This window comes from Bradyrhizobium sp. HKCCYLS20291, assembly GCF_051167715.1.
Lineage (GTDB): Bacteria > Pseudomonadota > Alphaproteobacteria > Rhizobiales > Xanthobacteraceae > Bradyrhizobium.
Map to the genome: position 1 here is coordinate 144,563 of NZ_JBNPTO010000008.1, position 25,556 is coordinate 170,118.

Genomic DNA, 25,556 nt, shown 5'->3' on the forward strand with positions numbered 1-25,556 from the left:
GAGCCGAGAGAGGTGGCGATCGGACGCCGGACGCGCGACGCGCTTGCCGTGATCGCCATTGCGCTGGGCTGCGCCGGGCTGTTCGTCTCGCCGGCGTTCGAGCGCGGCCGCGGCCTGTCGCTGGATGCGCTGACCTGGCTGCGCTTCGAGCTGTTCGGCAATCGCCGGGACGCGGTGACGAGCCCGGCCGTCGTGATCGCGATCGATGAGGAGAGCTATCAGGCGCCGCCCTTCAAAGGAGCGCCGCTGTTGACCTGGACCGGCGAAATCGGCCGGGTGCTGTCGGCGGTGATCGACGGCGGCGCCAAGGTGGCCGGCTTCGACATGGTGTTCCAGACCTCGATCGAACAGTCCGAGATTCCGCTCGGCGACTCCACGCTCGGCGACAAGACGCGCGGCTTCGATCGCGAGTTTCTGCGCGCGCTCGCCTCAGCCGCCGCCGGTGGCAAGGTCGTGCTAGGCGAGATCTTCGGCGAGCCGCCGATCCTGCCCGCTCCCGGACAGCGCATCGCGGTACGCCAGCAGCAGAACCTGCGGCCGCTCAACACCTACACCGACAGCGACGACGTGGTTCGCCGCCATCCGCTGACGCTGAGCGCGGACGGCAAGGCCGTGCCGAGCATGGCGCTCGAACTGGCGGCGCGCGCCGTCGGCACGGCGCCGGTCATATCGGCCGATGGCGTGACGCTTGGCGACTACCGCATCCCCGGCAGCGTGCCCGGCACGATGACCTTGAACTTCGCCGGCGGCGCCCAGGACATCCCGACCTACTCCTTTGCTGATCTGCGCGCCTGCGCGCTCAAGGGCGACAAGGAGTATTTCCGCCGCGAGTTCGCCGGCAAGGTCGTCCTCATCGGCACGGTGGGGATCGAGGACCGGCGCGTCACGTCGAAGCGGTTCGCGACCCGCGCCGAGGGCGCACGGCGGCCGCGTTGCGTGCTGGACGAACGCAAGGTGGCCGAGACCTTTGCACGCAGCACCATTGCCGGCGTGTATATCCATGCCACCGCAGTGAACAATCTGGTGCGGCAGGACTCCGCGATCGAACTGAGCGGCCCCGCGATCTTCGCCATCGCCGCGGCACTGGCGCTGTCGGCCGCGCTGCTGGCGCGGCTGCTGCGGCCGGCCTCTGCGGCCGGGCTGCTCGCCGCGCTCTCCGTTCTCTACACAGCACTCGCCGCCACCCTCTTCAACCAAGCCTATGCGCTGCCCCTCGCAGAGCCGCTCTCTGCCGGTCTGCTCGCACTGACGGCAACGACCGCCTATCGCTTCATGGTCACCGACAAGGATCGCCGGCTGCTGCAGAAGAGCTTCGCCTACTATCTCGCGCCGCGCGAGATCGACCGCATGCTCGCCTCGCACCGGCTGCCGCAGCTCGGTGGCGAGACCCGTGAGGTCACTGTGTTCTTCTCCGACATCGAGGGCTTCTCGCGCATCGCCGAGCAGATGACGCCGGAGCAGCTGATGGCGCTGACCAATGAATATCTCTCGGCGATATCAGACGTCATCGAAAGCCATGACGGTTATATCGACAAATACATCGGCGACTCCGTGGTCGCGGTGTTCGGCGCCCCGCTCGATGATCCCCATCATGCCCGGAGCGCCGCGCGCGCGGCGCTCGACTGCAAGGCGCGGCTCGCCGAGCTCAACCGCACCTCAACCGCGTTCCAGGGCATCAAGGTGGCGCAGCGCATCGGCATCAACAGCGGGGCTGCGCTGGTCGGCAATTTCGGCTCGGAACGCCGCTTCAACTACTCCGTCATGAGCGATGCGGTGAACGTCGCCTCGCGGCTCGAAGGCGCCAACAAGTTCTACGGCACCACGATCATCGCGTCCGACAGCACGGTGTCGCTCGCCGGCGATGAATTCGCATGGCGCGAGCTCGACACGATCCGCGTCAAGGGCCGCGAGCAGTCGCTGAAGATCTACGAGCTGCACGGCCGCGCCGCCGAGCTGTCCTCCCCGGAACGCGCGCTGCTCGACGGCTATTCGGCCGGGCTGGCGCATTGGCGCGCCGGTGAGTTGCAACAGGCTTGCGATTGCTTCGCAGCACGGGCAGCGAACGACGCTCCGAGCGCGCTGTTTGCCCAGCGTGTCACCGCCGCTCTCCAGGACGGCTTGACCGGCTGGGATCCCGTTCGCAGCCTGCAGGAAAAATGACGTCGCGATGACAAGTCCCCTGCCCCGCCTGCACGCGACATGATCGGACACGATGGCGCGATGTTGCGCCCAATTCCGGGCGGCATCGGCCCTCAACCCGGCCCTATTGAACCATGATACCGGCGACGATGGACAAGCACGGCCAAGGTCGGCTAGACGACACGGCGCCCTCAACCGGCCCATGACCAGCGAGCCCGATCGACGCATGACCACGCCCAAGCGATATGAGCGGATCGCCTTCGTCGCGAGCCCGAGTGCCGAGGCCCAGGCCGCACTGACGCAGCTTTCGACGCTGTACGGCAATTCCGATCCGGACCTCGCCGACGTGGTGGTGGCGCTCGGCGGCGACGGCCTGATGCTGCAGACGCTGCACGACCACATGCGCTCGGGCAAGCCGATCTACGGCATGCATCGCGGCACGGTCGGCTTCCTGATGAACGAGTTCTCGGCCATCGACCTGCACGGCCGGCTCGAGGCGGCGCAGGAATCGGTGATCCATCCGCTGCTGATGCGCGCGACCGACGCCAAAGGCGTCGTTCACATCCATCACGCCATCAACGAAGTCTATCTGTTCCGCCAGACGGCGCAGACCGCGCGGCTGCGCATCCTGATCGACGAGCGCGAGCGCATGCCCGAGCTGATCGCCGACGGAGTGCTGGTGGCGACGCCGGCTGGCTCGACGGCCTATAATCTCTCGGTGCAGGGCCCGATCCTGCCGATCAACGCCGCGCTGCTGGCGCTGACGCCGATCAGCGCCTTCCGGCCGCGGCGGTGGCGCGGCGCGCTGCTGCCGAACACCGCGTATGTGATCGTCGAGGTGCTCGAAGGCGACAAGCGGCCGGTCGCGGCCGTCGCCGATCATGACGAGGTCCGCAACGTCCAGCGTGTCGAGGTGCTCTCCGACAAGACGATCTCGATGCGGATGCTGTTCGACGCCGGCCATAGCCTCGAAGAGCGGATCCTGAGCGAGCAGTTCGGCTACTAGCCCCAGGCGCTCACTCCGCGTCATTGCGAGCATGGCGAAGACGTCGGTGCTCAAGCGCCCGCGCTCCGGCCCGGGCGGCGGCCGTGCATCAACGGGGCGAACAACGGCGTCGCCGCAACGCTTTGTTAACCCGGCGCTCCGTATGGTTAATGCGCGTTGACCACCTTCATTGGTGATGCCTTCAGGCCGGCCAAAATGTACCGCATCGACTTCAACAAGCTGCGCTTTCTCGTCTGCGACGACAACCCGCACATGCGCCGCATCCTGCGGACGCTGCTGCACTCGTTTGGCGCGCGCGAAGTCAACGAGGCCGAGGACGGCGCCACCGCGCTCGAAATGTACACCCATTTCTCGCCGGACATCGTCATCACCGACTGGGCAATGCCGATCTTCGACGGTCTCGAGCTCGCGCAGATGATCCGCCAGCCGGAGGCCAAGGGAAACCCCTACGCTCCGATCATCATGCTGACCGGTCATTCGGAGAAGCGCCGCGTCACCGTCGCGCGCGACGCCGGGGTTACGGAGTTTCTGGCCAAGCCGATTTCGGCGAAGGGCCTCTACCAGCGTATTCTCAACGTGGTCGCCAATCCCCGGCCCTTCATCAAGACCAAGACCTATTTCGGCCCGGACCGCCGCCGCAACACCAACACGGCCTATATCGGTCCCGAGCGCCGGATCGGTGGCGAGGCTGAGATCTTCCAGCAGCCGTCACTTCTGGATAAAGCGCGCTCCGCAGTTTGACGGCGCAGCAGTGAGTCTCTGTTAACGCCGTCCGGGAATGGCCGCACAGCGGGTCCGGTTCCTCGGCTATGAATCTTCACGTCAACATGGTTGCGTTGGTCGGCATCACCTGAGGACATCGAGATGGCGAAAGACAAGGCCCCGGCAATCCAGGTCAAGAGCTACCCCTCACACCATGTGATCACCCAGCCCAATCCGCTGAAGAAGGTGCTGCACCGTACCAACGAAAAGGATCTCGACGATCCGATCGCGCGTGCCGAAGCGGCGCTCGCCGGGCTCTCTGGCGAGTTCAAGTCATGGATGGACACCGAGGCCGAGCGCCTGACGAAGGCCTATGCGGCCGTGGTCAAGACCGGCTTCGACGACGACGCCTGCGAGGAGTTGTTCCGAGCCACCCATGACATCAAGGGCGACGCTGCGACCTTCGGCTATCCCGCGGCCGCGGAGGTCGCCGACAGCCTGTGCCGGATCATCGAGCACGCTCCCGATCTCGACAAGGTGCCCGCTGAATTGTTCGAGCACCACGTCAACGCCATCCAGGCGATCGTGCACGATCACACCAAGTACCACAGCCCGACGGTCGCCGCCGAACTGAGCCGGCGCCTGCGCCGCGTCGCCGACGACTACCTTGTCCAGGTCAACCGCAATCGGCCGGAACATCTCGAAGCGATCCTGGCCCCGAGCCTGGTGCCGAGCGATCAGCCGTAAGTGCTGACGGTCGAGCTCGGCGGCAAGCCGCCTTCGAGCAATTCACGCGCAGGAAGCTGTACCCGTTCTCTCTCGCTCGTCATTCCGGGGCGCGCGTAGCGCGAGCCCGGAATCCATACCCACAGGGTGCAATGAGGCTCGAGATGGCGGCGGCTCTTGTCTTCGCCACACGACCGCTCGGGATTATGGATTCCGGGCTCATCGCTGCGCGATGCCCCGGAATGACGCGGAGAGAGATGGCCAAGCTTGCGCAGGGGAGTTGCTGATAGACCGTAAGGCCGACCTATGCCGCGATCAGTCCGAACTCCAAGCCCGCCACGAAATCCTCCGCCATCACCTCGTCGCAGAACTCGCGCGCTTCATCGCGGGCGGATTCGGTGGCGAAACGGCGCAGCAGGATCAGCAGCGGCTCGGCGGCATCGCGGTCCGTCGCGCAATGGGTGAGCACGCGCTCGACCATCTTGCGACGCAGGATCGCCGCCCCGCTCAGCGTATCGGCAAAGCCGTTCTCGCGGCAGACCTCGAGCGCGATCGCAAACGCATCGAAGGTGGTGTCCGGAATGCCGGCCTTGCGCAGCAATCCCTGCAGGCTGGCGCGACCGCGATCATTGAGCAGCGCTGACACCCGCGCCCGCGGCATCTCGGCGAGCTCGGAGAGCGCGATCTCGAACAGTTCGACATTGCCGGAGAGCAGCGCGCGCAGGATCAGGCCGGCGGTGAGTTGCGATGTCATTCGCAGATGCTGGACCAGGCCCCGCAGCTCCTCGCCGCGCGAGCGGGCCGCGATGGTGATGGTCGAGCGGTCGCGCGCCTCGCTGGTGATGCGCTCCGCCCGGTCGGCGCTGAGCCAGTTCCGGGAAACAACGAACTGCGTCAACGTCTCGGAGAGCTTGCCGACCAGGGCCGCGCGCGTCGCTGCGGGTAGATCATCGAGCACCAGCATGGCTTCGCGAATGGCGGCGAGATGGCCATGGCGTTCGACGATACGGTCCCAGGAGAATGGCGGGAGCTCAGCGTAAGCGTTCTCGATCAGTTCGAGCGCCGCCGCGGCGCTGCCGACCTCGGCGATCGCGGCGCAGACCGGCGCCGGCACACCGATCCGCCGCGCGATCGCGCATTGCGTTTCGGAGTTGCCGGTCGCGACGATGTCGACGAGATCGGCATCGATCAGCAGCGGTGAATGTTCGAGGATGATGGCGGCGACCGAGGCCTGGTCGGTGGCGAGCGCCTGGACGATGGCGGCGGGCGCCTCCTCCGACCTCGCGAACACCTCGGCCATCGCCTGCCGCACCAGCGGCGACGAATCGTCCAGCAGCATGAGGAGCGCGCCTTCGGCGGCGCCACGGTCCTCGTCGCTGAGATCCGACAACAACCAGGCCCGCGCGAGTGCCCTGGTGGCCTCTGCCCGCTCACCGGCGGGCGCGGTTCTGACCCAACTGAGAAACTGCCGAACGATCATGGTCTTTCCGGCTTACGCAACTTGCAAACAAGGCCACGAGGGCCTCAACAGCACCGAAAATAAACCACGACGCTTAACAAAGCGTTCACCATAAGTAACTGGTTTCGTTGATGTTTTGTTAAGGTCAATGGTTAATGCAATATTGAGGTACCGTCCAAGGCAACGTTTTGCCGTATTGCGACGGGGAAATTTCGGCTGATGCGGCAGGCTTCGAATACGAAAGTGAGACCGAAAACATTCGCTGGCTCTCGCCAACCACCCATCATGCTGACGAGAACGGCGCCGTCTTACCCGCAAAAGCTGCACTGACAGATCCCGCCCCGGCCCCTATCCTGGCTGGATCGCCTCATCGGGAATCTCGGATGCACCGTCGCACTGTCCTGCTCGTCAGCACGATCCTCCTGGTTGGTGCAGCTTGGCCATCTCGCGCCCAGCAAGCCTCTCCTCCTTCCGGCACCGCATCTGCGGCGGTGAGAGCCAAGACCTGCGAAGAGTCTTTCTCCCGGAGCCCGACGGAGGAGTTCAATAAAAAGTGTATCGCGCTGGCCGGTCCGCTCGCGGCCATGCGCGACAATACGCTCGTCATTCGGATGGATGACGGCAGCCGGAAGACCTACACCACCACCACCGATGCCATAGACGTCGGCGCCTTCGGCTACGGGCTCGCCGATTTCTATCCGTCACTGCATCTGTTCGTGGTCTGCAACCACCGCGTGGACGATGGCGTCTGCACGGCGGTCGATGGCAGGACCGGACGCGAATTGGAATTCGGATCGGCCTTTCCGCATTTCTCGCCGACCGGACGCTGGGCGCTGGCGGAGGAATATGGCGAGGAGGAGATCGACAACGTCGTTGTGCACGACACCAGCGGAAAACAGCCGGTCAAGGTCTGGAGTTCGAAGGAAAACAAGATTCAGCTGCCGGCCAAGACGAAATTCGCTGGCTGGGTGGATGACAAGACGGTCAAACTGACCAACGCCGACGGCAAGCCGATGTCTATCGTTCAGGCCGCCGACGGACGTTGGAGGATCAGCAAGACGCCGCGCTGAACGCCGAGTGACGGCGCACCGAATGGCACTGCCTCGCCGCCGCGTCAGCCCGAGAACGTTCCGTTGGGGTCGCTGAACAGGTCGAGTCGAGGCTGAGTGCGGCCACGGCCATTATCGTCTGCGCCTTGATCAGCGGACGCGGTGCTCGCGACCGAACGGCCCCACAGGGCGCGGACATCCGGCGACACCGCCTGGGTCGACTGGCCGTCCACCTGGAACAACGAACGGAACATCGGATCGGCCGGTCGGCTCGCGGCCGAGGCGTCCGCCGTTGTCGCAGCGGCGCGCTGAGTGCCCCTCGCATCCGGGAACATCGAGAGGAAGGTCGCGGTGTCCGTGGTCGGCAGCGCACCGCCGCCAGCTGCATTGGCGACCGCGACGGGCGGCGACGATCCACCGTAAAGAGCCAGGGCGCCGCGCGTCGCCGACGAGTTCGCCGCGCTGGCATAGCGCGTGTTCAGCACCGAATACACCTGCGAGACGCTGCGGGCCTGACCGTCACGATCGTAGAAGATGGGACGATTGGCGGCGGCCGCGCTGGGAAATATCCGGGCAGCCGACGCACTCGGCGTGTCCTGGGCGCTGGAGATCAGCTTGGCGGCCCCGCCGACACCCATGAAGTGCGCCATGTAGAGCTCGGCATCGGTCGGCCGGCGGCCGATCATGCCGGTCAGCTGGAAGCTGTTCGACTGCGTCAGCGCGGCAGCCATCGCCGACGACGCCCTTGGATCGTCGCGCAGCTTCATGATGGCTTGCCGCATCCCGGGGTCGCTGACCGTGTAGTCCCCCGATGAATTGCGGCTGATCGCATCGGCATATTGGCCGTAGCCGAGATCGGGGCCGGCCTGCTTCACGGTGCCGAGCCAGGTCTGGTCGATGAACTGATAGAGGCCGCGGGCCGACGAGGTCGACGCGCCGGCGGTCGGGTTGAAGTCCGACTCCATCTTGGCCGTCGACAGCAGATATTCGAAGCTTGTGCCGACGCTGTCGGCCGCCTGCTTGATGGCGCCGGCCACCTTCGCCCGAACGCCGTCGAGGATCCCCAGGGGCGAGGAGTTGGATGCGTCGACCGACATGAGAAGACCCGCTGTTTGCAGATGCACTGGCAGACGAACGCGCCGGAAACATCAGGCAAAATGCGGCTGGCATGGTTAATGGCAGGTTAATTCACTACCCCGGCCCGGCCAATGAACGACCCCGGATCGTTGCGGAGGCAGGTCTCTGACCTACTTGCGATAGACCGCGGCGGGGTCGAACAGCCGGTCGGCGTCGACGAACACCAGCCTCGCGGCGCCATCCTCCGCCGTCTCGACCTTGCGATAAAAGCAGGAATGCCGGCCGGTGTGACAGGCGGCTCCGGTCTGCTCGACACGCAGCCAGACGGCATCCTGGTCGCAATCGGTGCGCATCTCGATCACGCGCTGGGTCTGACCCGAGCTCTCACCCTTTCGCCACAACGCATTGCGCGAGCGGCTGAAATACCAGGCCTCGCCGGTCGCGACCGTCTTGCGCAGCGCCTCGTCGTTCATGTGCGCGACCATCAGCACGTCGCCGCTCGCGGCGTCCGTCGTCACGCAGGTGACGAGGCCGGCCGCATCGAATTTGGGCAGGAAGGCCAAGCCTTCCTCGCGTTCTACTGATGATGACGACACGGATCTCAAACCTGGAAGGCTTATCGAAGCGGCGAGCGGACCATCGACAGGAAGCGCGACTGCTCGGCCGGATTGTCCCTGAACATGCCGGTGAAGCGGCTGGTGAAGGTGATGGCGCCGTGCTTGGCGACGCCCCGCACCGACATGCAGGTGTGCTCGGCCTCGATCATCACGGCCACGCCGCGCGGCTTCAGCACCTCGTCGATCGCAGCGGCGATCTGGGCGGTGAGATGCTCCTGGGTCTGCAGCCGGCGGGCGAAGATGTCGGTCAGGCGTGCGAGCTTGGAGAGGCCCACGACCCGCTCGACCGGCGTGTAGGCGATATGCGCCTTGCCGTAGAACGGCATCATGTGATGCTCGCATTGCGACGTGAACTCGATGTCGCGGATCAGCACGAAATCGTCGTAGCCCGCGGTCTCGCCAAAGGTGCGGTCGAGCACCTCGGCCGGGCACTGGTGATAGCCCTGAAACAGCTCGTCATAGGCCTCGACCACCCGGCGCGGCGTATCGATCAGGCCCTCACGGGTCGGATCCTCGCCGATGTAATTCAGCAGCGTATAGACCGCAGCCTCGGCCTCGGCGCGCGACGGCCGGGGGCGGTCAGGGCGCACCGCGGCGGCGAGGAATTCGGCCGGGTCGAGCTCCGCCGAACGCTCGGCGGCCAGCTTGGTCTCGGACGGCTTGCCCTCGGGCTTGTTCGTGCGCAGCGTCTTGATCAAAGTGTCCATCTCAACTCCGTTCGACCAGTCGGCGAGCCGACTGGAGTGTCACCGGCAGAGCGTCACCTTGGACGGCGTCACCTGCAGAGGTGGGATCCGCAGGCTTGGCGCTCCCGGCGCCCGACGCCTGTGGATGTGGCTGGAATTCCTGCCAATCATTTCCATATAGTCTCGAATATAAGGCGATGAAACCCGGCCGCCAAGGCCGAGCCGCCGGTAATTCCGGAACGCAAGCCACATGCTGAACGACATCTACAACAAGCGCATCATCGAGCTCGCCGGCAACATTCCGCGCCTCGGAAGGCTGGATCACCCGGATGCGACCGCAACCGCCCATTCCAAGCTGTGCGGCTCGACGGTGAAGGTCGACCTCAAGATGGACGGCCCGGTCGTGACCGACTTCGCCCATGACGTGAAGGCCTGCGCGCTGGGCCAGGCCTCATCCTCGATCATGGCCCGCCACGTGGTCGGTTCCAGCGCTTCCGAGCTGCGGGAGCTGCGCGACACCGTCCGGCGGATGCTGAAGGAGAACGGCGCCCCGCCGGAGGGCAAATGGGCCGATATCGCCCTGCTCGAGCCGGTGCGGGATTACAAGGCCCGGCATGCCTCGACGCTGCTGACCTTCGACGCCGTCGTCGACGCGATCGGCCAGATCGAGAAGGCGCAAGGCCCAAATGCAGCCGATCAGACGGGAACAGACCAAGCCGCAGCGGCTGCGCAGGGATAATCGGGCCAGTCCGCGGTCGCATACCCACGGACCGCCGAATACGATCCGTGGAGGAGAGGATGCCGCGCTTACTGCTGCGGCGTTGCCGCGACCGTGTTCGGCGGCAGCGCCTCGGCCGTCCGGGTCGAGCGCGACGGCGAGCCCTTGTCGGGATCGGCCGATGCGGCCGAGAAGCGGTCCTGGCTCTTGTCCTGCCCTCGCGGCGCGATCGCCACCGCAACGGCCCCCTTTCCGGGCGGCAGGACATCGGCGACCATGTCCGTGGTCACGAGGTTGGTCAGCCGCAACTCCGTACGGGACAATTCGTGGAGGTCCTCCCACGGCGGCACGTTCAGCGCCAACGAGAGCAGATCCCCGGCCCCGCCCATGTCGAAGGTGTACTTGGCGAGACGACCGATATCGCGCTCCACGATCATCAGGTCCTGCGCGGTATAGCTCGCCGCCTTGGCGTCGTCGGCGCGGTCGCCCATCCAGATCTGGTGGACGCGCACGTGAGCTGCGTCCGGCACGTAGCGGGTCGAGCCGGCGAGCAGCAGGAACACGCACATCGACTCGCAATAGGCCTCCGAGGCGACCCGCGGCCGATCGCTGGCGCGGCTCGGGCGCAGCGTCGTGCCCACCGTGGTACGCAGCTTCAAGCCGCGGAACCGCCGGCCCAGCGTGATGGCGTCATTGACCGAGCCGCCGCTGGAATCGAGCACCATGGTGGCGCCGTTGAGATCCCGCCCCCGGGCGAACTCCTCGAAGTCCTTGGGACTATCGCCGGTGACGATGCCGACCGCGCTGACCCAGCCGCAATTCGGCTCGCAGGCCACCCACTCGAACCGCATCGGCAGCTTGCGTTCTTCGAGAGCGGCGCCCGCACGCGCCGTGTTGGACATGGTGGGGATGGCGCCACCGAGCACCGTTCCAAGCGCTGCAACACCGAGAAGCATCCAGCGCAATTCAAGCGACCGCAGCAATTTCACGCCCAATCTGTCCCCCTCGTTAAGCTCGGTAGGCAGTTTCCCGTTTCCATCGCGGCAAGGCCTGACAAACTGGCCTCAAATCCGTTATTAGTCTGTCACATCCTTGTCGGGAAACGTATCCGGGCAACCCCCTACCGTCCAGCCGCGCCGTACTGCGGCGCCGCTGAAAACCGGCCATTGTTGCATCACGTCACCACAAATGCCCGCGATCACTGGTTCCTTGCCCGGGAACCGGTCAAACGTTCGCTCACCGCTTCGGCATCGCGCTCATGAAGCACTCATGTTCTCATCACGACCATTCTGCGCACGATCGGTCAGCCACACTGTCGCGAATCCCGCGGCGCAGCGCACACGCTCTGATCTGGGTCTATCGCCACACATTATCGCCACTGGTCGGCTACAATTGCCGGCATCTGCCGACCTGCTCGGTCTACGCGGATGAGGCCATCGACCGCTACGGGCTCTGGGCCGGCGGTTGGATGACGCTGGCGCGCCTGCTTCGCTGCCAGCCTTTCGGCACCTCGGGGATCGACAACGTCCCAAGCGCAATCCCGCCACGCGCCCGCTGGTACCTGCCGTGGCGCTACGCGCGCTGGCGCGGCGTCAACGGGCCGAACTGATTGCGGTGCAACATCCGCTTCGCGGCTTGATCTGCCGCAACCGGATCTGGCACTCCCCTGAGCTATGATTAGCTGATAGAATGAGACGGCGGCGCGCACAGGAACTCCGCCGATCGAGCTTGCATTGATGTGACGCTTCCTTCTGGGAGGAAACAACGATGCGCTGGACAATCAGCCCCAGACCCGACCGGTCCCACAAGACGTCGGACCACGGCGATACAGGTCATGACCCGCGGCAGGTGGACCTGCTCTGCATCCTGGCGCTACTGATCATCATCGTCGGTGCCTGGCGCTATCTGGACGACAGCACCACCCTGCCCCCGATCACGACCTCCTACATCGTGCCCAGCCAGCACGTTCACTGGTGACGCTGAACCTCGCCTACCAGCGCGGCCAGAACAGGAAGTCATCACGGCGTGGCGGCGGATAAACAGGAACCGCTTCGGGCGGACGCGGTACGCGGCGGATGCGCTGTGGCTGGTAGCTCGTCTCGGCCGGTGCAGTCGCCTCGGCCGAGACCGTCGTGTCCGCCGAGGGGGCCCTGACCGACAGCAGCACGTTGGACTCTCGCGTACGCCAGCGATATCCGATCCCGAACTCCAGCGGCTGCGCGCGCTCGAACAGCCTCGCGTAACTCGGCTGATACATGTCGGGGAATTTGTCGATCGGCCCGGCATAGCGTCCGAACGGAAAGAACCGCCACGCGCGGGAATCGAAGCTCGCCAGCGGAATGCCGGAATCGTCCTGGACGATGGTCGCGCTGTTCTTCAACAGCCAGCTGCGCACCTGAGAGAAACCGTGTTGATGCATCAGGTAGGATGCGCTCTTCAACAGGCTGTTGCCCGGCGCAAGCGGCTCGCAGAATTTGAGGAAGCCGCTCGCCTTCACGCCCGAATCCGACAGGTCGGTCGAGAAATAATATAGCGTCTTTTCGACACCGTCGGCGCCGGCAAACACGATCCGGGCACCCTTGGTCGCGTTGCGCGTCGGCGGCTCGCTGGCGGCGTGCTGCGCGCCGCTCTCGTCGAGCCAGATCAGGCTGGTGCTGCGAATGGTCTTGCCGGTGCGCGCGAGGAACACGTACAGGATCGGCAATGTCCCTTCGATCTCGCCGTCGCGCAGATCGACCTTCATGTCCTTGGTGATGAAGAACGAGAAGCTCAGGATCGATTGCAGGGACCGCTCGACATAGGACAGAGCGGGGCCGATGCTTCCGCGCGGCAGTTTCGTGAGGTCAGGGATGGGCCCGGTCGGCTCGAGAGCGGCCATGACGTAGGTCGTGGCCTTCGGGTAGAAGGCGTCGGCGTAGAGAAAGTCCGGCCCTGAGAAGAAATAGAACATCGCAGGTCGCGGCGCGGAAAGGTTGGCGTCGGTCCATGTCCGGATTTTCAACAGCTGACGCTGCTCGAGCTGATTGAAGGCATTGTCGAAGAAGGCGGCGTGCCGCCGCCATGCCGGATCCTGCGCCAGCAGCGCCAACGGCGAACCGGCTGACGCCGTCAGCCCTGCCAGCACCCGCGCGGTGTCATCGGGCGTGACGGTCTGGGCCCGAGCACCCCAGCTCATCGCAACGATGAGACAGGCAAGGACCAGTGACAGTCTCGACAGGAGGCGCATTCTCACTCCGAACCAGGCACGCTCGCCGCGGCGGTCCGCGACCGCGCGTGGGCGAACCAATAGATCAGCAATCCCGACAGCATCGCCGTCGCGCCCAGCCCAGCCTGCCAGGGCCGCGCAGTCAGCAGATAGTACATCATGAAGCCGGTCACGCTGAGGAAGATCAAGGGCGTGACCGGGTAACCCCAGGCACGATACGGCCGCTTGATCTCGGGCTGCGTGATGCGCAGCTTGAACAGGCCGAGCACCGTCAGGAACGAGCAGCACAACAACGAGAACTGGACGAGATCGAGCACCGCCTCGAAGCTCTCCGTGAACAGCATCAACGTCGCCACCGTGAGCTGGAACAGAACCGCATGCGCCGGCGCCCCGTTGCGCAAGCGGCGCGCGAACAGTGACAAGGCCGGAATGTCCTCGCCCATCGTCATCAGCACGCGCGGCCCGATCCACATCATCGCCGCGATCGAGGGCACCAGCCCGACGCAGATCATGGCGGCGACGAAGCGTCCGCCGGCGTCACCAAAGATGTGGGCTCCGGCGATGCTCGCGACCTGCAACTGTCCTGCGAGTTCGGTCATCGGAGCGGACAGCAGGAATACTGCGTTCAGCGCCATGTAGAGCACCAGCACAATCAATGTTCCCACCAGCAACGCGCGCGGCAAGGTCCGCTCCGGCGCATGCAGCTCACCGATGATGTAGGTGGCGGCGTTCCAGCCGGAGAACGCGTACATCACGAAGACCAGACCGGTCGCAAATGCCGCGCTGGTGACGTAACCGAGATCGGCAGCGGCCGGCAGGAACGAGACCGGCTGCGTCACCTTCAAGGTGGCGCCGGCGATCAGGAACGCGACGATCAGGCCGAGCTTCAGCAGGGTCGACAGCAACTGGAAGCGGCTGGATTGCCGGATGCCGCCGAGTTGTACCAAAGTCACCAGCCACACCGCGCCGACGGCGAGCAGCAGCGGCGGAACGCCGGGCAGGACGAGGCGGCCGTATTCGCCGAACGCCATCGCCGCCAGCGCCACCGGCGCAGCGAAGCCGACGGTGGACGAGACCCAGCCGGCCATGAAGCCGATCGCCGGGTGAAACGCCCGTGTCAGGAAATTGTACTCGCCGCTGGAGCGGGGAAACATCGCGCCGAGCTCGGCATAGGAGAGCGCACCGCAGATCGAGACCAGGCCGCCCACGGCCCAGAGGGCCATGATGGAAAATCCAGACGGGAGGTCCTTGACCTGAAATCCGAGGCTGGTGAACACGCCGACGCCGATCATGTCGGCGATCACGATGGCAATCGCGACCGGCAAGGACACTGACGGCACGACGCCGCCCGGTCGGGCCGCCAATGGATCGCCATCTGCTTCGGACGCAGCCATCTCGTTCAGGGGCAATCGGCGCCCCTTCCCTGCTTCCGGCCCATGTTCCGGCCAAAGCATTCAATCATAGTTAACGCGGGATAAATATGGCCGGAATTTGCGGTAATATAGAACCGAAATATGCGCTTCCGGTGGCGGAGGCATTGCCGCGCGCGGCGGGGCGCCTCACACTCACGACACGATCGCGTGGTGTGACCGGCTGCTGCCGGCACCATCCTTAACGCGACCTCAAGATGGTCGGCGCAACTTGAGGTAAGACCGTTGGCCGTGGTGAGCCGCAGGGCGGCTCGGACCGGTGTTGGAGACCTATGATCGGGACCGGTCCGAGATCGTGGAGCTGTCGTCGTGGCCGGGTGCGGCTGCGGGCGCCGGCGCACGGACCATCCCGCAGACCGCGCCGCACGGCCTCCGCCCTCGCTGCGGCCGCTTTGTCATTGTCGCTCGCGCAATGCGATCAGGCCCCTGCCCCAGAAACCCTGGCAGCCAACGCGGCGCCGGCGCTCAATTTCGACGACCGCTTTCCCGCGCCGGAGTTTCGCGACCGGTTCCCGTCTGCGAGTGAAAGCCTGCAGCTTCACGCGCCCTCCGACTTCGCGCCGAAGCCGCCGTCTGTTCAACTCGCCTCACTGGAGCCGCAGAGCCCGGCCCTGCGCCAGCGCGAGGATCTCACGACGCTCGTCAGCATGAAGTCGTCGGCCTTCCCCTATTTCGGCAACAATCCGGCCTCCGACGCTCCCTTTCTCAACGTCTCCAGCGGCGAGCGCCGCGGCCATCGCAGCTTTTCGGGCCGGGTGTACTGGCAGGACCAGACCTACAATGACAGCCGGGTTCTGGTGCACGTTCCGCAGCAATTCGACTTGCGCAAGCCGGGTGTGATCGTGGTGTTCTTCCACGGCAACGGCGCCACGCTCGAACGCGACGTGCGCGACCGCCAATTGGTGCCGCAGCAGATCACGGGATCGGGCGTCAACGCGGTGCTGCTCGCGCCGCAGATGGCGGTCGATGCCGCCGATTCCAGTGCCGGCAAGTTCTGGCAGCCCGGCGGCTTCAAGCGCTTCATGGACGAGGCGGCGATCAATCTCGCCCGCATGACCGGCGATCCTGCGAGCGCCAGGACCTTCGCGGACATGCCGATCGTGATCGTCGGCTACAGCGGCGGCTTCCTGCCCGCCGCCTGGAGCCTCGACGTCGGCGGCATCGGCGAGCGCGTGCGCGGCGTGGTGCTGCTCGATGCTGTCTATGGCCAGCTCGACAAGTTTGCCGGCTGGATCGAGCGCAACCGCTCGAGCTTCTTCATCAGCTCCTACACCCGCTACACGGCACGGCATGACCAGGAGCTGATGACCATGCTGCGCAACCGCGGCATCGAGGTCTCGGAGGACATCGAGCGACCGCTGCGTCCCGGCAGCGTGGTGTTCGTCGAGACCGACGAGGGCATCCCCCACCGCGACTACGTCACCCAGGCGTGGACCCGCCATCCGATCCGCGACGTGCTTGCCAGGATGGCAGCGGCCCAGCCGCCGATCCGGGTCGCCGCCGGCGCCCAGGCCGCCTCGAGCGGCACGTCGACGCGCTGAGACAGGTTGGTCTCAGCTCTTCGGCAGCTTCGGCATGTTCTCAACAAAGCCGTTGAAGCAGGCGAGCCGCTCGTCCTGTTCCTTGGTGTACTTGCAGTCGGCGACGCCCTTCGCCTTCATGGCCTTCGGTTTGGCGGCCGGCGGGATGACCGCGTCATAGCAGTCCAGCCGCTCCTTGGTGCCGTCGTCGATGTCCAGGCAGGCCTGCAGCTTGACGGCCATCGACTGCGGCTTGGCCGGTGCCGCGGCTGCCGTCTTCATCCCCTTGCTTGCTTTCGGCTTGACCTGCACCAGCGGACGGTCGCCGACCATCGGTGCGCTCTGGGCGAGCGCGGAGGTGCAAAACAGCGCTGCGGCAAGGCTCAGTATCGTCTTTTTCATGCCATGTCTCTTTCATCCAGGCCGCAAGCGCGAGATCGCCCCCGCCGGGACGACGCGCCTCACATGGCGCGGTCTCCGCCCTGCAGCCTCCCACCACAGCGGCTTTAATCCGGTCTGACCGGTTTTGCCAAGCGCCAAGCCGCTGTTCGCGGTGGACCTCAGGCCATCGCCGCGACCGGCAGACGCGGCCGGCTGGCCAGGATCGCCAGCAGTGCCAGGGCGACGAAGACCATCGCGACGTAGCCGGTGGCGCCGACCAGCTCGCGCTCGAACAGGACGCCGCCGACCGCGGAACCGATCGCCTGGCCGACATAGAGCACGGAGGTGTTGAGCGACACCGAGGCCGACGCCAGCGGCGGCGCTGCCGCGACCAGGCGGACCTGCTGCATCGAGTTGGTCGATGCAAACCCCAATCCCCAGATCACCACGGCGACCGCCATCAGGGCATACACCCCGGCCCCGACCGTCCAGATCGAGATCCCGGCGAACAACAGGCAGGTGAACAGCAGCGAGGTGCGATAAGGACCCCAGCCGTCGACGATCCGGGTGGCGATGACGACGCCGAGGAAGCCGCACGCCCCGTAGAGCGCAAACACCAAGCCGATCTGGTTCGCATCCGCGCCGGTCAGCCTCCTCAGCAGCGGCCCCATGAAAGTGAAGATCACGAACTGCCCGGACATCTGCAGCGTGGTGACCAGGAGCAGCAGCACCACCATGCGGTTGCGGCCGAGTTCGATCCAGGTGCGCAGCTCGACCACCGCGCCCTTCAAGCCCGACGGCAGCCGCCAAGTCAGCAGAGCGCAGCTGACCGCCCCGGCGCCGCCGATCATGACATAGGCCGACTGCCAGCCGAAACGGCTGGCGACGAAGGTGATCAGCGGCAGTCCGACCGCGGCGGCGAGCGACCAGCCGAGGAAGACGTAGGCGATGGTGCTGCCGCGCTTCTCCGCCGAACTGATCAGGGCAGCGGTTCCGGCCGCCTGCGGCGTGTACAGCGCGCCGACCGCGAGCATGACGAGCCGGATCGCGAGCAGGCTCGCATAGTCCGGTGCCAGCGCGGAGACGAGGTTGCCGCCCGTGAGCACCAGCAAGGTGGCCGCCAGCAGCGCGCGGCGATCGAAGCGGCTGGTCAGCCACGCCGTCAGCGGCGAGCCGATGCAGAGCACCACTGCACCGAATGTGATCAGCAGCCCGGCAGTGCGAACGCCGACGCCAAGACCGGCAGCGAGCTCCGGCAGCATGCCGGCGGGGGCCATCACCGAGCAGCCTGTGACGATGTTGCCGAGCATCAGCGCGGTCGGGGCGAAGCGAGCGGGAGTCTGGTCCGATGTCATGCGGCCTGATTATCAGAGTTTTCCATGCATTTGCATGAAAATGTCTCATGCCGTCCATGACATTGTGTTCGTCGCGCTGTTCGTGTCGACGCGTCAGTTGGCCGGCTGGGCGGAGGCCTGTGGCGATGGAATCTGAATCCACGGAACCGGTGCCCCCGGTGGATGAACGACAACCCTCGACGGCGGGCACGTGTCGGTCAGCCGCTTGACGACATTCTGCAGACCTTCGCTGGCGACCGGAAACGCCGCGAGGCCGGGACGCGCGGCAGTAGCCAGCGCATCGCTCAGCTCGATGCCCGACGCCGCAGCGAGCGTCTTCATCTGGCCGGCATTCAACAGGACGCCCCAGCTTTCGCGCTCGCCCACGCGGCGCGGAGGCGACAGGAAATTGAGCCTGACGTCGCCGCCCGCAATCGACAGGGCGGCGGCCCCGATCGAAGGCATGGCCTTGCGCTCGACATCGAGCTCGAAGCGATCCTGATCGAAGCAGACGAGTTGCACCCGCGTGGTGCGGAACGTGGCCTCGCCGTCCTTGCGCGTCAGGATGGTCTTGTAGCCGATGCCGCGGCTGGCCGCCTCGAACATCCAGGGAGTCTCGACCCGCTCGCGGCGGTCGAGGGCGAAGCGCGCAATCTCCTCGCGCGTCAGCACGCGCATGCCCTCGAACGGCACCGACCGCGCCGCCGTCAGCAGTCCCGGATCGGCGCCAAGCTTGGTGATGTAGTCGAGCACCATCTTGTCGGAACGCTCCATCGCCCGCTGCATCGCCTGCGCGCGCATTTCGCGGGTCGGCACGCCGCCGGTGAAGTTCAGGATGACGCGCGGCGAATGCACCGCGAGCGTCACGTCCGGGGCAAGCTCGCGCGAGGGTGCACCGAGGATGATGTAGGGACAGGCCGAATTGCACATCGCGCCGCGGGTCCAGACCTCGCCGTGCAGCTCGCGGCCGGACGATTTCAGCTTGGTGCAGGCCTCGCCCTCCTGAGGCTCGAAGCCGCAATCGCGCAAGGTGGTGCGCCCGACGCGGGCCGCAGCCTTCTTCTCGCGCAGGAAGTTGCCCATCGCGAGCGCCTGTTCGAGATTGCCGCCCGGAGAATTGAAGTAGATCGGCAGCTTGCGGTCGCCGATCTGCTTCATGAACTTGCGCAGCCGCGCCGCGGCACCGCCGTCGATCTTGCCTTCGGCCGCGATCCAGCTGTCGCAGCCCGGACCACACGAATCGGGCGTGCCCTTGACGAGCGCGAACGAGATCGGGGCGATGCCGGCACCAGGAGTCGGTGATTTGGCCGGACGCCTCGCAGGCTTCAGCTCCGCTCCGGGTTTGACCGGTGTTGCGGGCCTCGCCTCCACGGCAGGCCTCTGTTGCAGCATCGGCCTCGGTTGCAGCAAAGGCCTCTGCTGCACGGCAGGCCTGGCCGCAGCCGGTTTGCCCGCGGCCGGAATGGCCGCACGCGACGGCGCGCCGGTCACGGCAAGCGCAATCAGTGCGGCCGCAAGCTGCGCGGCCCCACGCTTGAAAAAAACCGAGAACGGCGTGTCCCCTGCAGACACCATCGCCAACGCGTCCCCACGCCCCAAACACTTGAAGTTGTATCATACCGGCCCGCCCCGGCAATGTCCGCATGGCAACACGCCATCCGAAACGGCCGGTTTTCCCGTCCCTCTCCCGGTTGCAGCCTGGAAATCCCCTGCTATACCCCTTGCTCCCGCTTACCTGCGCTCGTTCGCAGGAGTGAGCTCCAGGAGAGAAACCATGCCTGACTCCAAATCGCCCGACTCCAAATCCGCCGCCGACCAGCAGAAATCCGGCTTCCAGTACAGCCTCAGCAATCTGAAGCCCGCCGCTCCGGTCGAGAAGATCACCATCAGCTTCCCCGACGGCGCCAAGCGCGAATATCCCAGAGGCACCACCGGCTTCGACATCGCCAAGGGCATCTCGCCCTCGCTCGCCAAGCGCACCGTCGCCATGGCGCTGAATGGCGACCTCGCCGACCTCAACGATCCCATCGATGACGACGCCAAGCTCGAGCTCGTCGATCGCGATGATCCGCGCGCGCTGGAACTGATCCGGCACGATTGCGCGCACGTGCTCGCCGAAGCCGTCCAGGCGCTGTGGCCGGGCACTCAGGTCACGATCGGCCCGGTGATCGAGAACGGCTTCTATTACGACTTCTTCCGCAACGAGCCGTTCACGCCCGAGGACTTCGCCGCGATCGAGAAGAAGATGCGCGAGATCATCGGCCGCGACAAACCCTTCACCAAGGAGGTTTGGGACCGCGAGAAGACCAAGCAGGTGTTCCGCGACAAGGGCGAGGCGTTCAAGGTCGAACTCGTCGACGCCATTCCGGGCAGCGAGCCGATCAAGATCTACTACCAGGGCGACTGGTTCGATTTGTGCCGCGGCCCGCACATGACCTCGACCGGCAAGATCGGCAGCGCCTTCAAGCTGATGAAGGTGGCGGGCGCGTATTGGCGCGGCGATTCCAACAACCCGATGCTGACCCGCATCTACGGCACCGCCTTCGCCAAGCAGGAGCAGCTCGACGCCTACCTGAAGCAGATCGAGGAGGCTGAAAAGCGCGACCACCGCAAGCTCGGCCGCGAGCTCGACCTGTTCCACTTCCAGGAGGAAGGCCCCGGCGTCGTGTTCTGGCATCCGAAAGGCTGGAGCATATTCCAGGCGCTGATCGCCTATATGCGCCGGCGCCTCACCGGCGACTATGACGAGGTCAATGCGCCACAGATCCTCGACAAGTCGCTGTGGGAGACCTCGGGCCACTGGAACTGGTACCGCGAGAACATGTTCGCGGCGCAGTCCGCCGGCGACGAGGCCGAGGACAAGCGCTGGTTCGCGCTGAAGCCGATGAACTGCCCCGGTCACGTGCAGATCTTCAAGCATGGCCTGAAGAGCTACCGCGACCTGCCGCTGCGGCTCGCCGAGTTCGGCGTCGTCCACCGCTACGAGCCGTCCGGCGCCATGCACGGCCTGATGCGCGTGCGCGGCTTCACCCAGGACGATGCGCATGTGTTCTGCACCGAGGACCAGCTCGCCGACGAGTGCCTGAAGATCAATGATCTCATCCTGTCGACCTACTCGGATTTCGGCTTCGAAGGCGAGCTGACGGTGAAGCTCTCGACCCGGCCGGAAAAGCGCGTCGGCACCGACGAGATGTGGGATCACGCCGAGCGCGTGATGGCCACCGTGCTGAACGAGATCAAGGCGCAGAGCAACCACATCCGCACCGAGATCAATCCGGGCGAAGGCGCGTTCTACGGGCCAAAGTTCGAATACGTCCTGCGCGACGCCATCGGCCGTGACTGGCAGTGCGGCACCACGCAGGTCGACTTCAACCTGCCGGAGCGCTTTGGCGCGTTCTACATCGACGCGGACGGTGCGAAGAAGGCGCCGGTGATGGTCCACCGCGCCATCTGCGGCTCGATGGAGCGCTTCATTGGCATCCTGATCGAGCACTATGCCGGCAGCTTCCCGCTGTGGCTGGCGCCGACCCAGGTCGTCGTGACCACCATCACCTCCGAAGGCGACGAATACGCCAAGCAGGTGCTGGCGGCGCTGCGCCGGGCCGGCTTGCGGGCCGAGATCGATCTTCGCAACGAGAAGATCAACTACAAGGTCCGCGAGCATTCGCTGCAGAAGATCCCGGCGCTGCTCGTGGTCGGCAAGAAGGAGGCCGAGACGCATTCGGTTTCCGTGCGCCGGCTCGGCCGCGACGGCCAGACCGTGCTGCCGACCGCGGAGGCGATCGCCGCTCTGGTGGACGAGGCGACGCCGCCGGACATGCGGCGCCGGCAGCGCGAGGCGGCGTGACCAAGCCGACCTGAGACGATCTCGACGAGGGCCTCGGCAGGCGTGCCGGGGCCCTTTCAGTTCGGCTGTTACTTGACCTTGCGTGACAGCCAAGAGTTGGGATCCTCGACAGGCTCCAGACCTGCGTCCTGCAAAAGATTGCGCGCGTCGCTCGACCAGTGCACGGCAGGATAGAGCCGGGCCAGAACGGCGGCGGCCGTCTGGGCCTGGGACTTGAGTCCGATGCTCAGATAGGAGTCGGTCAACCGGAACAGCGCTTCCGGAATGCTCGGCGCGTCCGGATATTGCGTGACCACCGTCCTGAACCGGTAGATCGCAGCCGCGTAGTCCCGCTTGCTCCAGTAGTAGCGGCCGACGTCCATCTCCTTTGTCGCCGCGTCCGGGGCGGCCACCGTCTGCCCCGTGCTGCTGCCCGCAGGGTCGGCCAGGCTGACGTCAGTCAGGCCGAGACTGCACAGCGGCAGCACCACCGCACCAACCAGTATCGAACTGACTCTTCGCACTCGGCTATGCCGACAAGCTTGCAACGGCATCCGTCCCTCTCCCCTCCCTGCCCGCCGCCTGCAGCGCCACCTCGGCGCATTCGGCCATGTAGAGAAACATCGTCGCGAGCATCCGCTCGATCGCTTCGCGCCCCGGCGGCAGAATGGTGATGGCGTCGTTGCCGGCGCCGCCGCGCGCCAGGAGATTCTTCTCCTCGGCATCGCGCAACAGCGTCAGCACATGCTTGCGCGACACCGAGAACCGCGTCGCGAGGCCGTTGATGGAGAGCGGCACCGGCCCTTCGGGCGGGAACGGCTGATCCGGCGCGCCGCCATGAGCCAGGCTGAACAGGATCACCATGCCGGCGGTGCGCTCGGCAAACGGCTCCAGCTCCGGCGCGCCGTCGAGCACGCGCGTGCCGGCGATGAAGCGGCGACCGAGCTCGAGCACGAAGGTCTTCACAAAGGCTTGGTCGTTGAGCGCGGCCCGGTAGGCCACGGCTTCCGGAAGCACCGCACTCATGGCGTCGAACTGGACGCCCCAGCGCTCACGATGCAGCGCGATCAGCTTGTCGGTCGGCACCAGCGGACGCCGGCGCCGGTCGAGATTGGAGGCGGACGCGACGAGCCCGGTGGCGCGCATCAGGACCAGCATCGCCTCGCAGCGGCCGCCGCTGCACAGGCCAATCCGCGCGCACATCTCCTTCATGGCGCCGACGGTGAGCCCGAGTTCGCCCTCACGATGCGGAGCAAAGTGCAGGTACAGCGCGACATGCGGAAACAGCGCCCGCGCGCGGTCGCTCAGCAGCGCATTGAGGATCCGGTCGCCCCGATAGAGCGCAACGGCGGCCGCGGTCGAGACGCGCATCGCCTGGTCAAACCCAGGCTGGCCGCGCAGCCGTGCGACGGCATCGGGGGAGGGTGTCAGCGCTGTCATTCCCACGGCATAGTCCTGCAACACCGGGTCCTGCACCATCAGGTCTGGGCCGGGCCCCCCGGGCAGGCTTCTCATCGTCATCTTTTTACCGATCCGCCCAAATTTCCACAATTGCCAACCCAGAACACGGCCGCTGACAGATGGCCGCAGTTGCCCTCCCCCGCACTCCGCCGGGCGATAGAAGCGATCAAAACGCCGTGCCGGACCCTCGTTGCGGGTGGAGGCGCATGCTATCTCCGCGCCATAACCATTGAGAGATCCCGCCACGTGCCCGACGCGATTGAACTCCTGAAGACCCGCCGCTCCGTGAAGCCGCGCGAGATGAGCGGCGCCGGCCCCACCGCCGCCGAGCTCGACACCATCCTGACCATCGGCGCCCGGGTGCCCGATCACGGCAAGCTCGCGCCCTGGCGCTTCATCGTGTTCGAGGGCGACGGCCGGCGGCGAGCGGGCGAGGTGATCGCGTCCGTGTTCGCCAGCAGGAACCCGCAGGCCGGCGCCGCCGAACTCGAGGTCGAGAGGAACCGCCTCATGGAGGCGCCGCTGGTGATCGGCCTCGTCAGCTTCACCAGGCCGCATCCCAAGGTGCCCGCCTATGAGCAGGAGCTGTCCGCCGGCGCCAGCGCCATGAACATCCTGACCGCCGCCACCGCGCTCGGCTATGGCGGTTGCTGGCTGTCCGGCTGGTTCATGTTCGACCGCGACGTGATGAACGGGCTCGGCCTGAAGGCCGACGAGAAGCTTGCGGGGCTGATCCACATCGGCAAGCCGACCAAGCCAAGCGAAGACCGGCCGCGCCCGGCGCTGGCGGACATCGTGACAAGGTTCTGAGCGCCACCGACGACGCTGCAGTAGGGTGGGCAAAGCGACGCCGAAGGCGGCGCGTGCCCACCGTCGCGCGGCGTATTCGTTGCGCCATGGTGGGCACGGCGCCACGGCGATCTTGCACGAAGAAGCAATGGTGCACGCGCCTTTGCCCACCCTACGACTCCACATTCAGGCCTTCGATCGCTGCGCAAGTCGACAATGCGTCCTCCGCAGATCGAGGCCAAGGATGCGCAACTACGTTCCCGCGACGGACAATCGCCCGGGTGATGCATCATGCGGCGCCCTCGAACAGCGTGAGGGCGCAGGGAGGACCGGACCTCGACTGAGGCCCGTGGCCCGCCTGCGAAAAAAATGCAGGCGGCAGGTACCACAGGTCAGCCGGAAACCCGGCCCTCCCTGCGCGATGGCTTAACGGCTGCTTCGCGTTCTCCCTGGTGCGCCGTGCTTTCTGGCCACCATATCGCGACAACGCGCTTTCGCGCGCTGCACGGGACATCAGCGTCGGGATGTCAGGACCGCGCGACTTGACCGTGCGCAGCGAATTGTTCGTCGGCGCGAGCACCCCCGCGCTGCAATCCACCACGCCCACCGCTCCCCGCCCCGCGTGCCGTGACGACCGCGATACGCCCCTCAACATGGGACGGGATGCGCGAGAAGATCGATCTGATTTGCCCGACGGTGCAAGGACTAATAACTGCGACAAAGTAACCCGACGGGCAAATGCCGTGCGGGATGCCACTCTAGCGTTTCGCGCGAACGAACCTCACGGCCAGCTGGATGCCGCGCGAGTTCGCGTCCGCCTGCCCGTCCGTGAAGTCGAAATTCCAATACAGATCGAGCATGCCCATCGGCGTGGTCGTCCAGTACTTCGCGTGCCCCTCCTCATCAGGACTGATGTCGTCAAAAACCGCGCGATCGACAACGGGGCTGCCGCAATCGACATCGACGATGGTTTCGAGTTGAGGGCCTGACGGCACGCGCCAGCCATCGGCCTCCGCCGCGAGCGCCTCGTCGAGACTGACAGCGGCGATCTCACCGACGCAGCCGCTCTTGTCGTCCCACCGAGTGCCGAAGGTGCAGCGCTGCCAGATCAGTCCTGTCTTGATATCCTCGACCACGCCTCCCGAAACGCGAAAGCGAGTCTGCTGGCCGGCGTCGTCGCGGTCGTAGCATCCGGCGATAGCGGGCGGCGTGCCCGCCGAGACCAGGCCGAGCGCCAGCACGAGGCAGAGCCAACATGGAAGACTTCGACGCATCATGGTGCCATCTCAGGTGTCAGCGCGATGGCCCGCAGGTTTGCCAGCAACACGGCGAAATTGAAAGCGAAACGACGCAGCCGAGATCGTGAAGGATCGGCAAGCCGCTTGTTGTCGTGCCTGTCCCCGACATCGTCACTCCGTCACTCCTCCGCGC

General features: G+C 65.9%; 24 protein-coding genes. 11 read left to right on the plus strand and 13 right to left on the minus strand.

What is annotated here, in order from left to right; all coding sequences use genetic code 11:
- Positions 1-12: 12 nt before the first annotated feature.
- The 4 genes from ACQR07_RS19555 (at position 13) to ACQR07_RS19570 (ending at position 4,594) form a co-directional block, all read left to right on the plus strand.
- Positions 13-2,160 carry a CHASE2 domain-containing protein gene (locus tag ACQR07_RS19555; protein WP_434903818.1) on the plus strand — a complete coding sequence of 716 codons (2,148 nt, stop codon included), beginning with the start codon at positions 13-15 and terminating at the stop codon, positions 2,158-2,160.
- 205 nt (positions 2,161-2,365) lie between these two features.
- Positions 2,366-3,145 carry an NAD kinase gene (locus tag ACQR07_RS19560; protein ID WP_434903819.1) on the plus strand — a complete coding sequence of 260 codons (780 nt, stop codon included), beginning with the start codon at positions 2,366-2,368 and terminating at the stop codon, positions 3,143-3,145.
- A 195-nt stretch (positions 3,146-3,340) separates the two neighbouring features.
- Positions 3,341-3,886, plus strand: coding sequence for a response regulator (locus tag ACQR07_RS19565; RefSeq protein WP_172107934.1), 546 nt, complete (start codon positions 3,341-3,343; stop codon positions 3,884-3,886).
- Between the two features lie 123 nt (positions 3,887-4,009).
- Positions 4,010-4,594 (plus strand): Hpt domain-containing protein, encoded by a 585-nt coding sequence (locus ACQR07_RS19570; RefSeq protein ID WP_434903820.1) that lies wholly within the window; start codon positions 4,010-4,012, stop codon positions 4,592-4,594.
- Between the two features lie 283 nt (positions 4,595-4,877).
- Here the strand turns inward: ACQR07_RS19570 and ACQR07_RS19575 are convergent, their stop codons facing one another.
- Positions 4,878-6,053, minus strand: coding sequence for a DUF2336 domain-containing protein (locus ACQR07_RS19575; protein ID WP_434903821.1), 1,176 nt, complete (start codon positions 6,051-6,053; stop codon positions 4,878-4,880).
- Positions 6,054-6,415: 362 nt separating this feature from the next.
- On the opposite strand from ACQR07_RS19575, the gene ACQR07_RS19580 reads away from it, so the two are divergent.
- Positions 6,416-7,102 (plus strand): hypothetical protein, encoded by a 687-nt coding sequence (locus ACQR07_RS19580; protein WP_434903822.1) that lies wholly within the window; start codon positions 6,416-6,418, stop codon positions 7,100-7,102.
- A 44-nt stretch (positions 7,103-7,146) separates the two neighbouring features.
- On the opposite strand, the gene ACQR07_RS19585 is transcribed toward ACQR07_RS19580, so the two are convergent.
- The 3 genes from ACQR07_RS19585 to folE all read right to left on the minus strand — a co-directional run bounded on the left by ACQR07_RS19585 (position 7,147) and on the right by folE (position 9,482).
- The gene (locus tag ACQR07_RS19585; protein ID WP_434903823.1) at positions 7,147-8,178 is read right to left on the minus strand and encodes a lytic transglycosylase domain-containing protein; all 1,032 of its coding nucleotides are present in this window, start codon (positions 8,176-8,178) and stop codon (positions 7,147-7,149) included.
- 150 nt (positions 8,179-8,328) lie between these two features.
- The gene (gene hisI, locus ACQR07_RS19590) at positions 8,329-8,754 is read right to left on the minus strand and encodes a phosphoribosyl-AMP cyclohydrolase (RefSeq protein WP_434903824.1); all 426 of its coding nucleotides are present in this window, start codon (positions 8,752-8,754) and stop codon (positions 8,329-8,331) included.
- A gap of 20 nt (positions 8,755-8,774) precedes the next feature.
- Positions 8,775-9,482 carry a GTP cyclohydrolase I FolE gene (gene folE / locus ACQR07_RS19595; protein ID WP_434903825.1) on the minus strand — a complete coding sequence of 236 codons (708 nt, stop codon included), beginning with the start codon at positions 9,480-9,482 and terminating at the stop codon, positions 8,775-8,777.
- A 229-nt stretch (positions 9,483-9,711) separates the two neighbouring features.
- On the opposite strand from folE, the gene ACQR07_RS19600 reads away from it, so the two are divergent.
- Entirely contained in the window at positions 9,712-10,200 is a 489-nt protein-coding gene (locus tag ACQR07_RS19600; RefSeq protein ID WP_434903826.1) for an iron-sulfur cluster assembly scaffold protein, read from the plus strand.
- 68 nt (positions 10,201-10,268) lie between these two features.
- Here the strand turns inward: ACQR07_RS19600 and ACQR07_RS19605 are convergent, their stop codons facing one another.
- Positions 10,269-11,174 carry a hypothetical protein gene (locus tag ACQR07_RS19605; protein WP_434903827.1) on the minus strand — a complete coding sequence of 302 codons (906 nt, stop codon included), beginning with the start codon at positions 11,172-11,174 and terminating at the stop codon, positions 10,269-10,271.
- 263 nt (positions 11,175-11,437) lie between these two features.
- Between ACQR07_RS19605 and yidD the strand changes: the two genes are divergently transcribed.
- Positions 11,438-11,788 carry a membrane protein insertion efficiency factor YidD gene (gene yidD, locus ACQR07_RS19610; protein ID WP_434903828.1) on the plus strand — a complete coding sequence of 117 codons (351 nt, stop codon included), beginning with the start codon at positions 11,438-11,440 and terminating at the stop codon, positions 11,786-11,788.
- Between the two features lie 158 nt (positions 11,789-11,946).
- The gene (locus tag ACQR07_RS19615) at positions 11,947-12,156 is read left to right on the plus strand and encodes a hypothetical protein (protein ID WP_434903829.1); all 210 of its coding nucleotides are present in this window, start codon (positions 11,947-11,949) and stop codon (positions 12,154-12,156) included.
- A 13-nt stretch (positions 12,157-12,169) separates the two neighbouring features.
- Here the strand turns inward: ACQR07_RS19615 and ACQR07_RS19620 are convergent, their stop codons facing one another.
- Together ACQR07_RS19620 and ACQR07_RS19625 are read right to left on the minus strand one after the other, a co-directional pair.
- Positions 12,170-13,405, minus strand: coding sequence for a hypothetical protein (locus ACQR07_RS19620; protein WP_434903830.1), 1,236 nt, complete (start codon positions 13,403-13,405; stop codon positions 12,170-12,172).
- A 2-nt stretch (positions 13,406-13,407) separates the two neighbouring features.
- Positions 13,408-14,778, minus strand: coding sequence for an APC family permease (locus tag ACQR07_RS19625; RefSeq protein WP_434903970.1), 1,371 nt, complete (start codon positions 14,776-14,778; stop codon positions 13,408-13,410).
- Positions 14,779-15,086: 308 nt separating this feature from the next.
- Between ACQR07_RS19625 and ACQR07_RS19630 the strand changes: the two genes are divergently transcribed.
- Complete coding sequence (locus ACQR07_RS19630) at positions 15,087-16,355, plus strand: alpha/beta hydrolase (protein WP_434903831.1); 1,269 nt, start codon at positions 15,087-15,089, stop codon at positions 16,353-16,355.
- Between the two features lie 12 nt (positions 16,356-16,367).
- On the opposite strand, the gene ACQR07_RS19635 is transcribed toward ACQR07_RS19630, so the two are convergent.
- From ACQR07_RS19635 to ACQR07_RS19645, 3 genes are all read right to left on the minus strand, one after another.
- A complete protein-coding gene (locus ACQR07_RS19635) occupies positions 16,368-16,736 on the minus strand; it encodes a hypothetical protein (RefSeq protein ID WP_434864697.1) in 369 nt (122 codons plus the stop codon).
- A 158-nt stretch (positions 16,737-16,894) separates the two neighbouring features.
- Positions 16,895-18,070, minus strand: coding sequence for an MFS transporter (locus ACQR07_RS19640; RefSeq protein WP_434903832.1), 1,176 nt, complete (start codon positions 18,068-18,070; stop codon positions 16,895-16,897).
- A gap of 93 nt (positions 18,071-18,163) precedes the next feature.
- Positions 18,164-19,441, minus strand: a complete 1,278-nt coding sequence (locus ACQR07_RS19645) for a hypothetical protein (RefSeq protein WP_434903971.1) — start codon at positions 19,439-19,441, stop codon at positions 18,164-18,166.
- 382 nt (positions 19,442-19,823) lie between these two features.
- On the opposite strand from ACQR07_RS19645, the gene thrS reads away from it, so the two are divergent.
- Positions 19,824-21,896, plus strand: a complete 2,073-nt coding sequence (thrS, locus tag ACQR07_RS19650; RefSeq protein ID WP_434903833.1) for a threonine--tRNA ligase — start codon at positions 19,824-19,826, stop codon at positions 21,894-21,896.
- 68 nt (positions 21,897-21,964) lie between these two features.
- Here the strand turns inward: thrS and ACQR07_RS19655 are convergent, their stop codons facing one another.
- Together ACQR07_RS19655 and ACQR07_RS19660 are read right to left on the minus strand one after the other, a co-directional pair.
- Complete coding sequence (locus ACQR07_RS19655; RefSeq protein WP_434903834.1) at positions 21,965-22,366, minus strand: outer membrane protein assembly factor BamD; 402 nt, start codon at positions 22,364-22,366, stop codon at positions 21,965-21,967.
- Positions 22,367-22,403: 37 nt separating this feature from the next.
- Complete coding sequence (locus ACQR07_RS19660; protein ID WP_434903972.1) at positions 22,404-23,315, minus strand: hypothetical protein; 912 nt, start codon at positions 23,313-23,315, stop codon at positions 22,404-22,406.
- A 267-nt stretch (positions 23,316-23,582) separates the two neighbouring features.
- On the opposite strand from ACQR07_RS19660, the gene ACQR07_RS19665 reads away from it, so the two are divergent.
- Positions 23,583-24,146: a nitroreductase family protein gene (locus tag ACQR07_RS19665; protein ID WP_434903835.1), complete on the plus strand. Its 564-nt coding sequence runs from the start codon at positions 23,583-23,585 to the stop codon at positions 24,144-24,146.
- Between the two features lie 737 nt (positions 24,147-24,883).
- On the opposite strand, the gene ACQR07_RS19670 is transcribed toward ACQR07_RS19665, so the two are convergent.
- Positions 24,884-25,366: a DUF1566 domain-containing protein gene (locus tag ACQR07_RS19670; RefSeq protein WP_434903836.1), complete on the minus strand. Its 483-nt coding sequence runs from the start codon at positions 25,364-25,366 to the stop codon at positions 24,884-24,886.
- Positions 25,367-25,556: the final 190 nt, after the last annotated feature.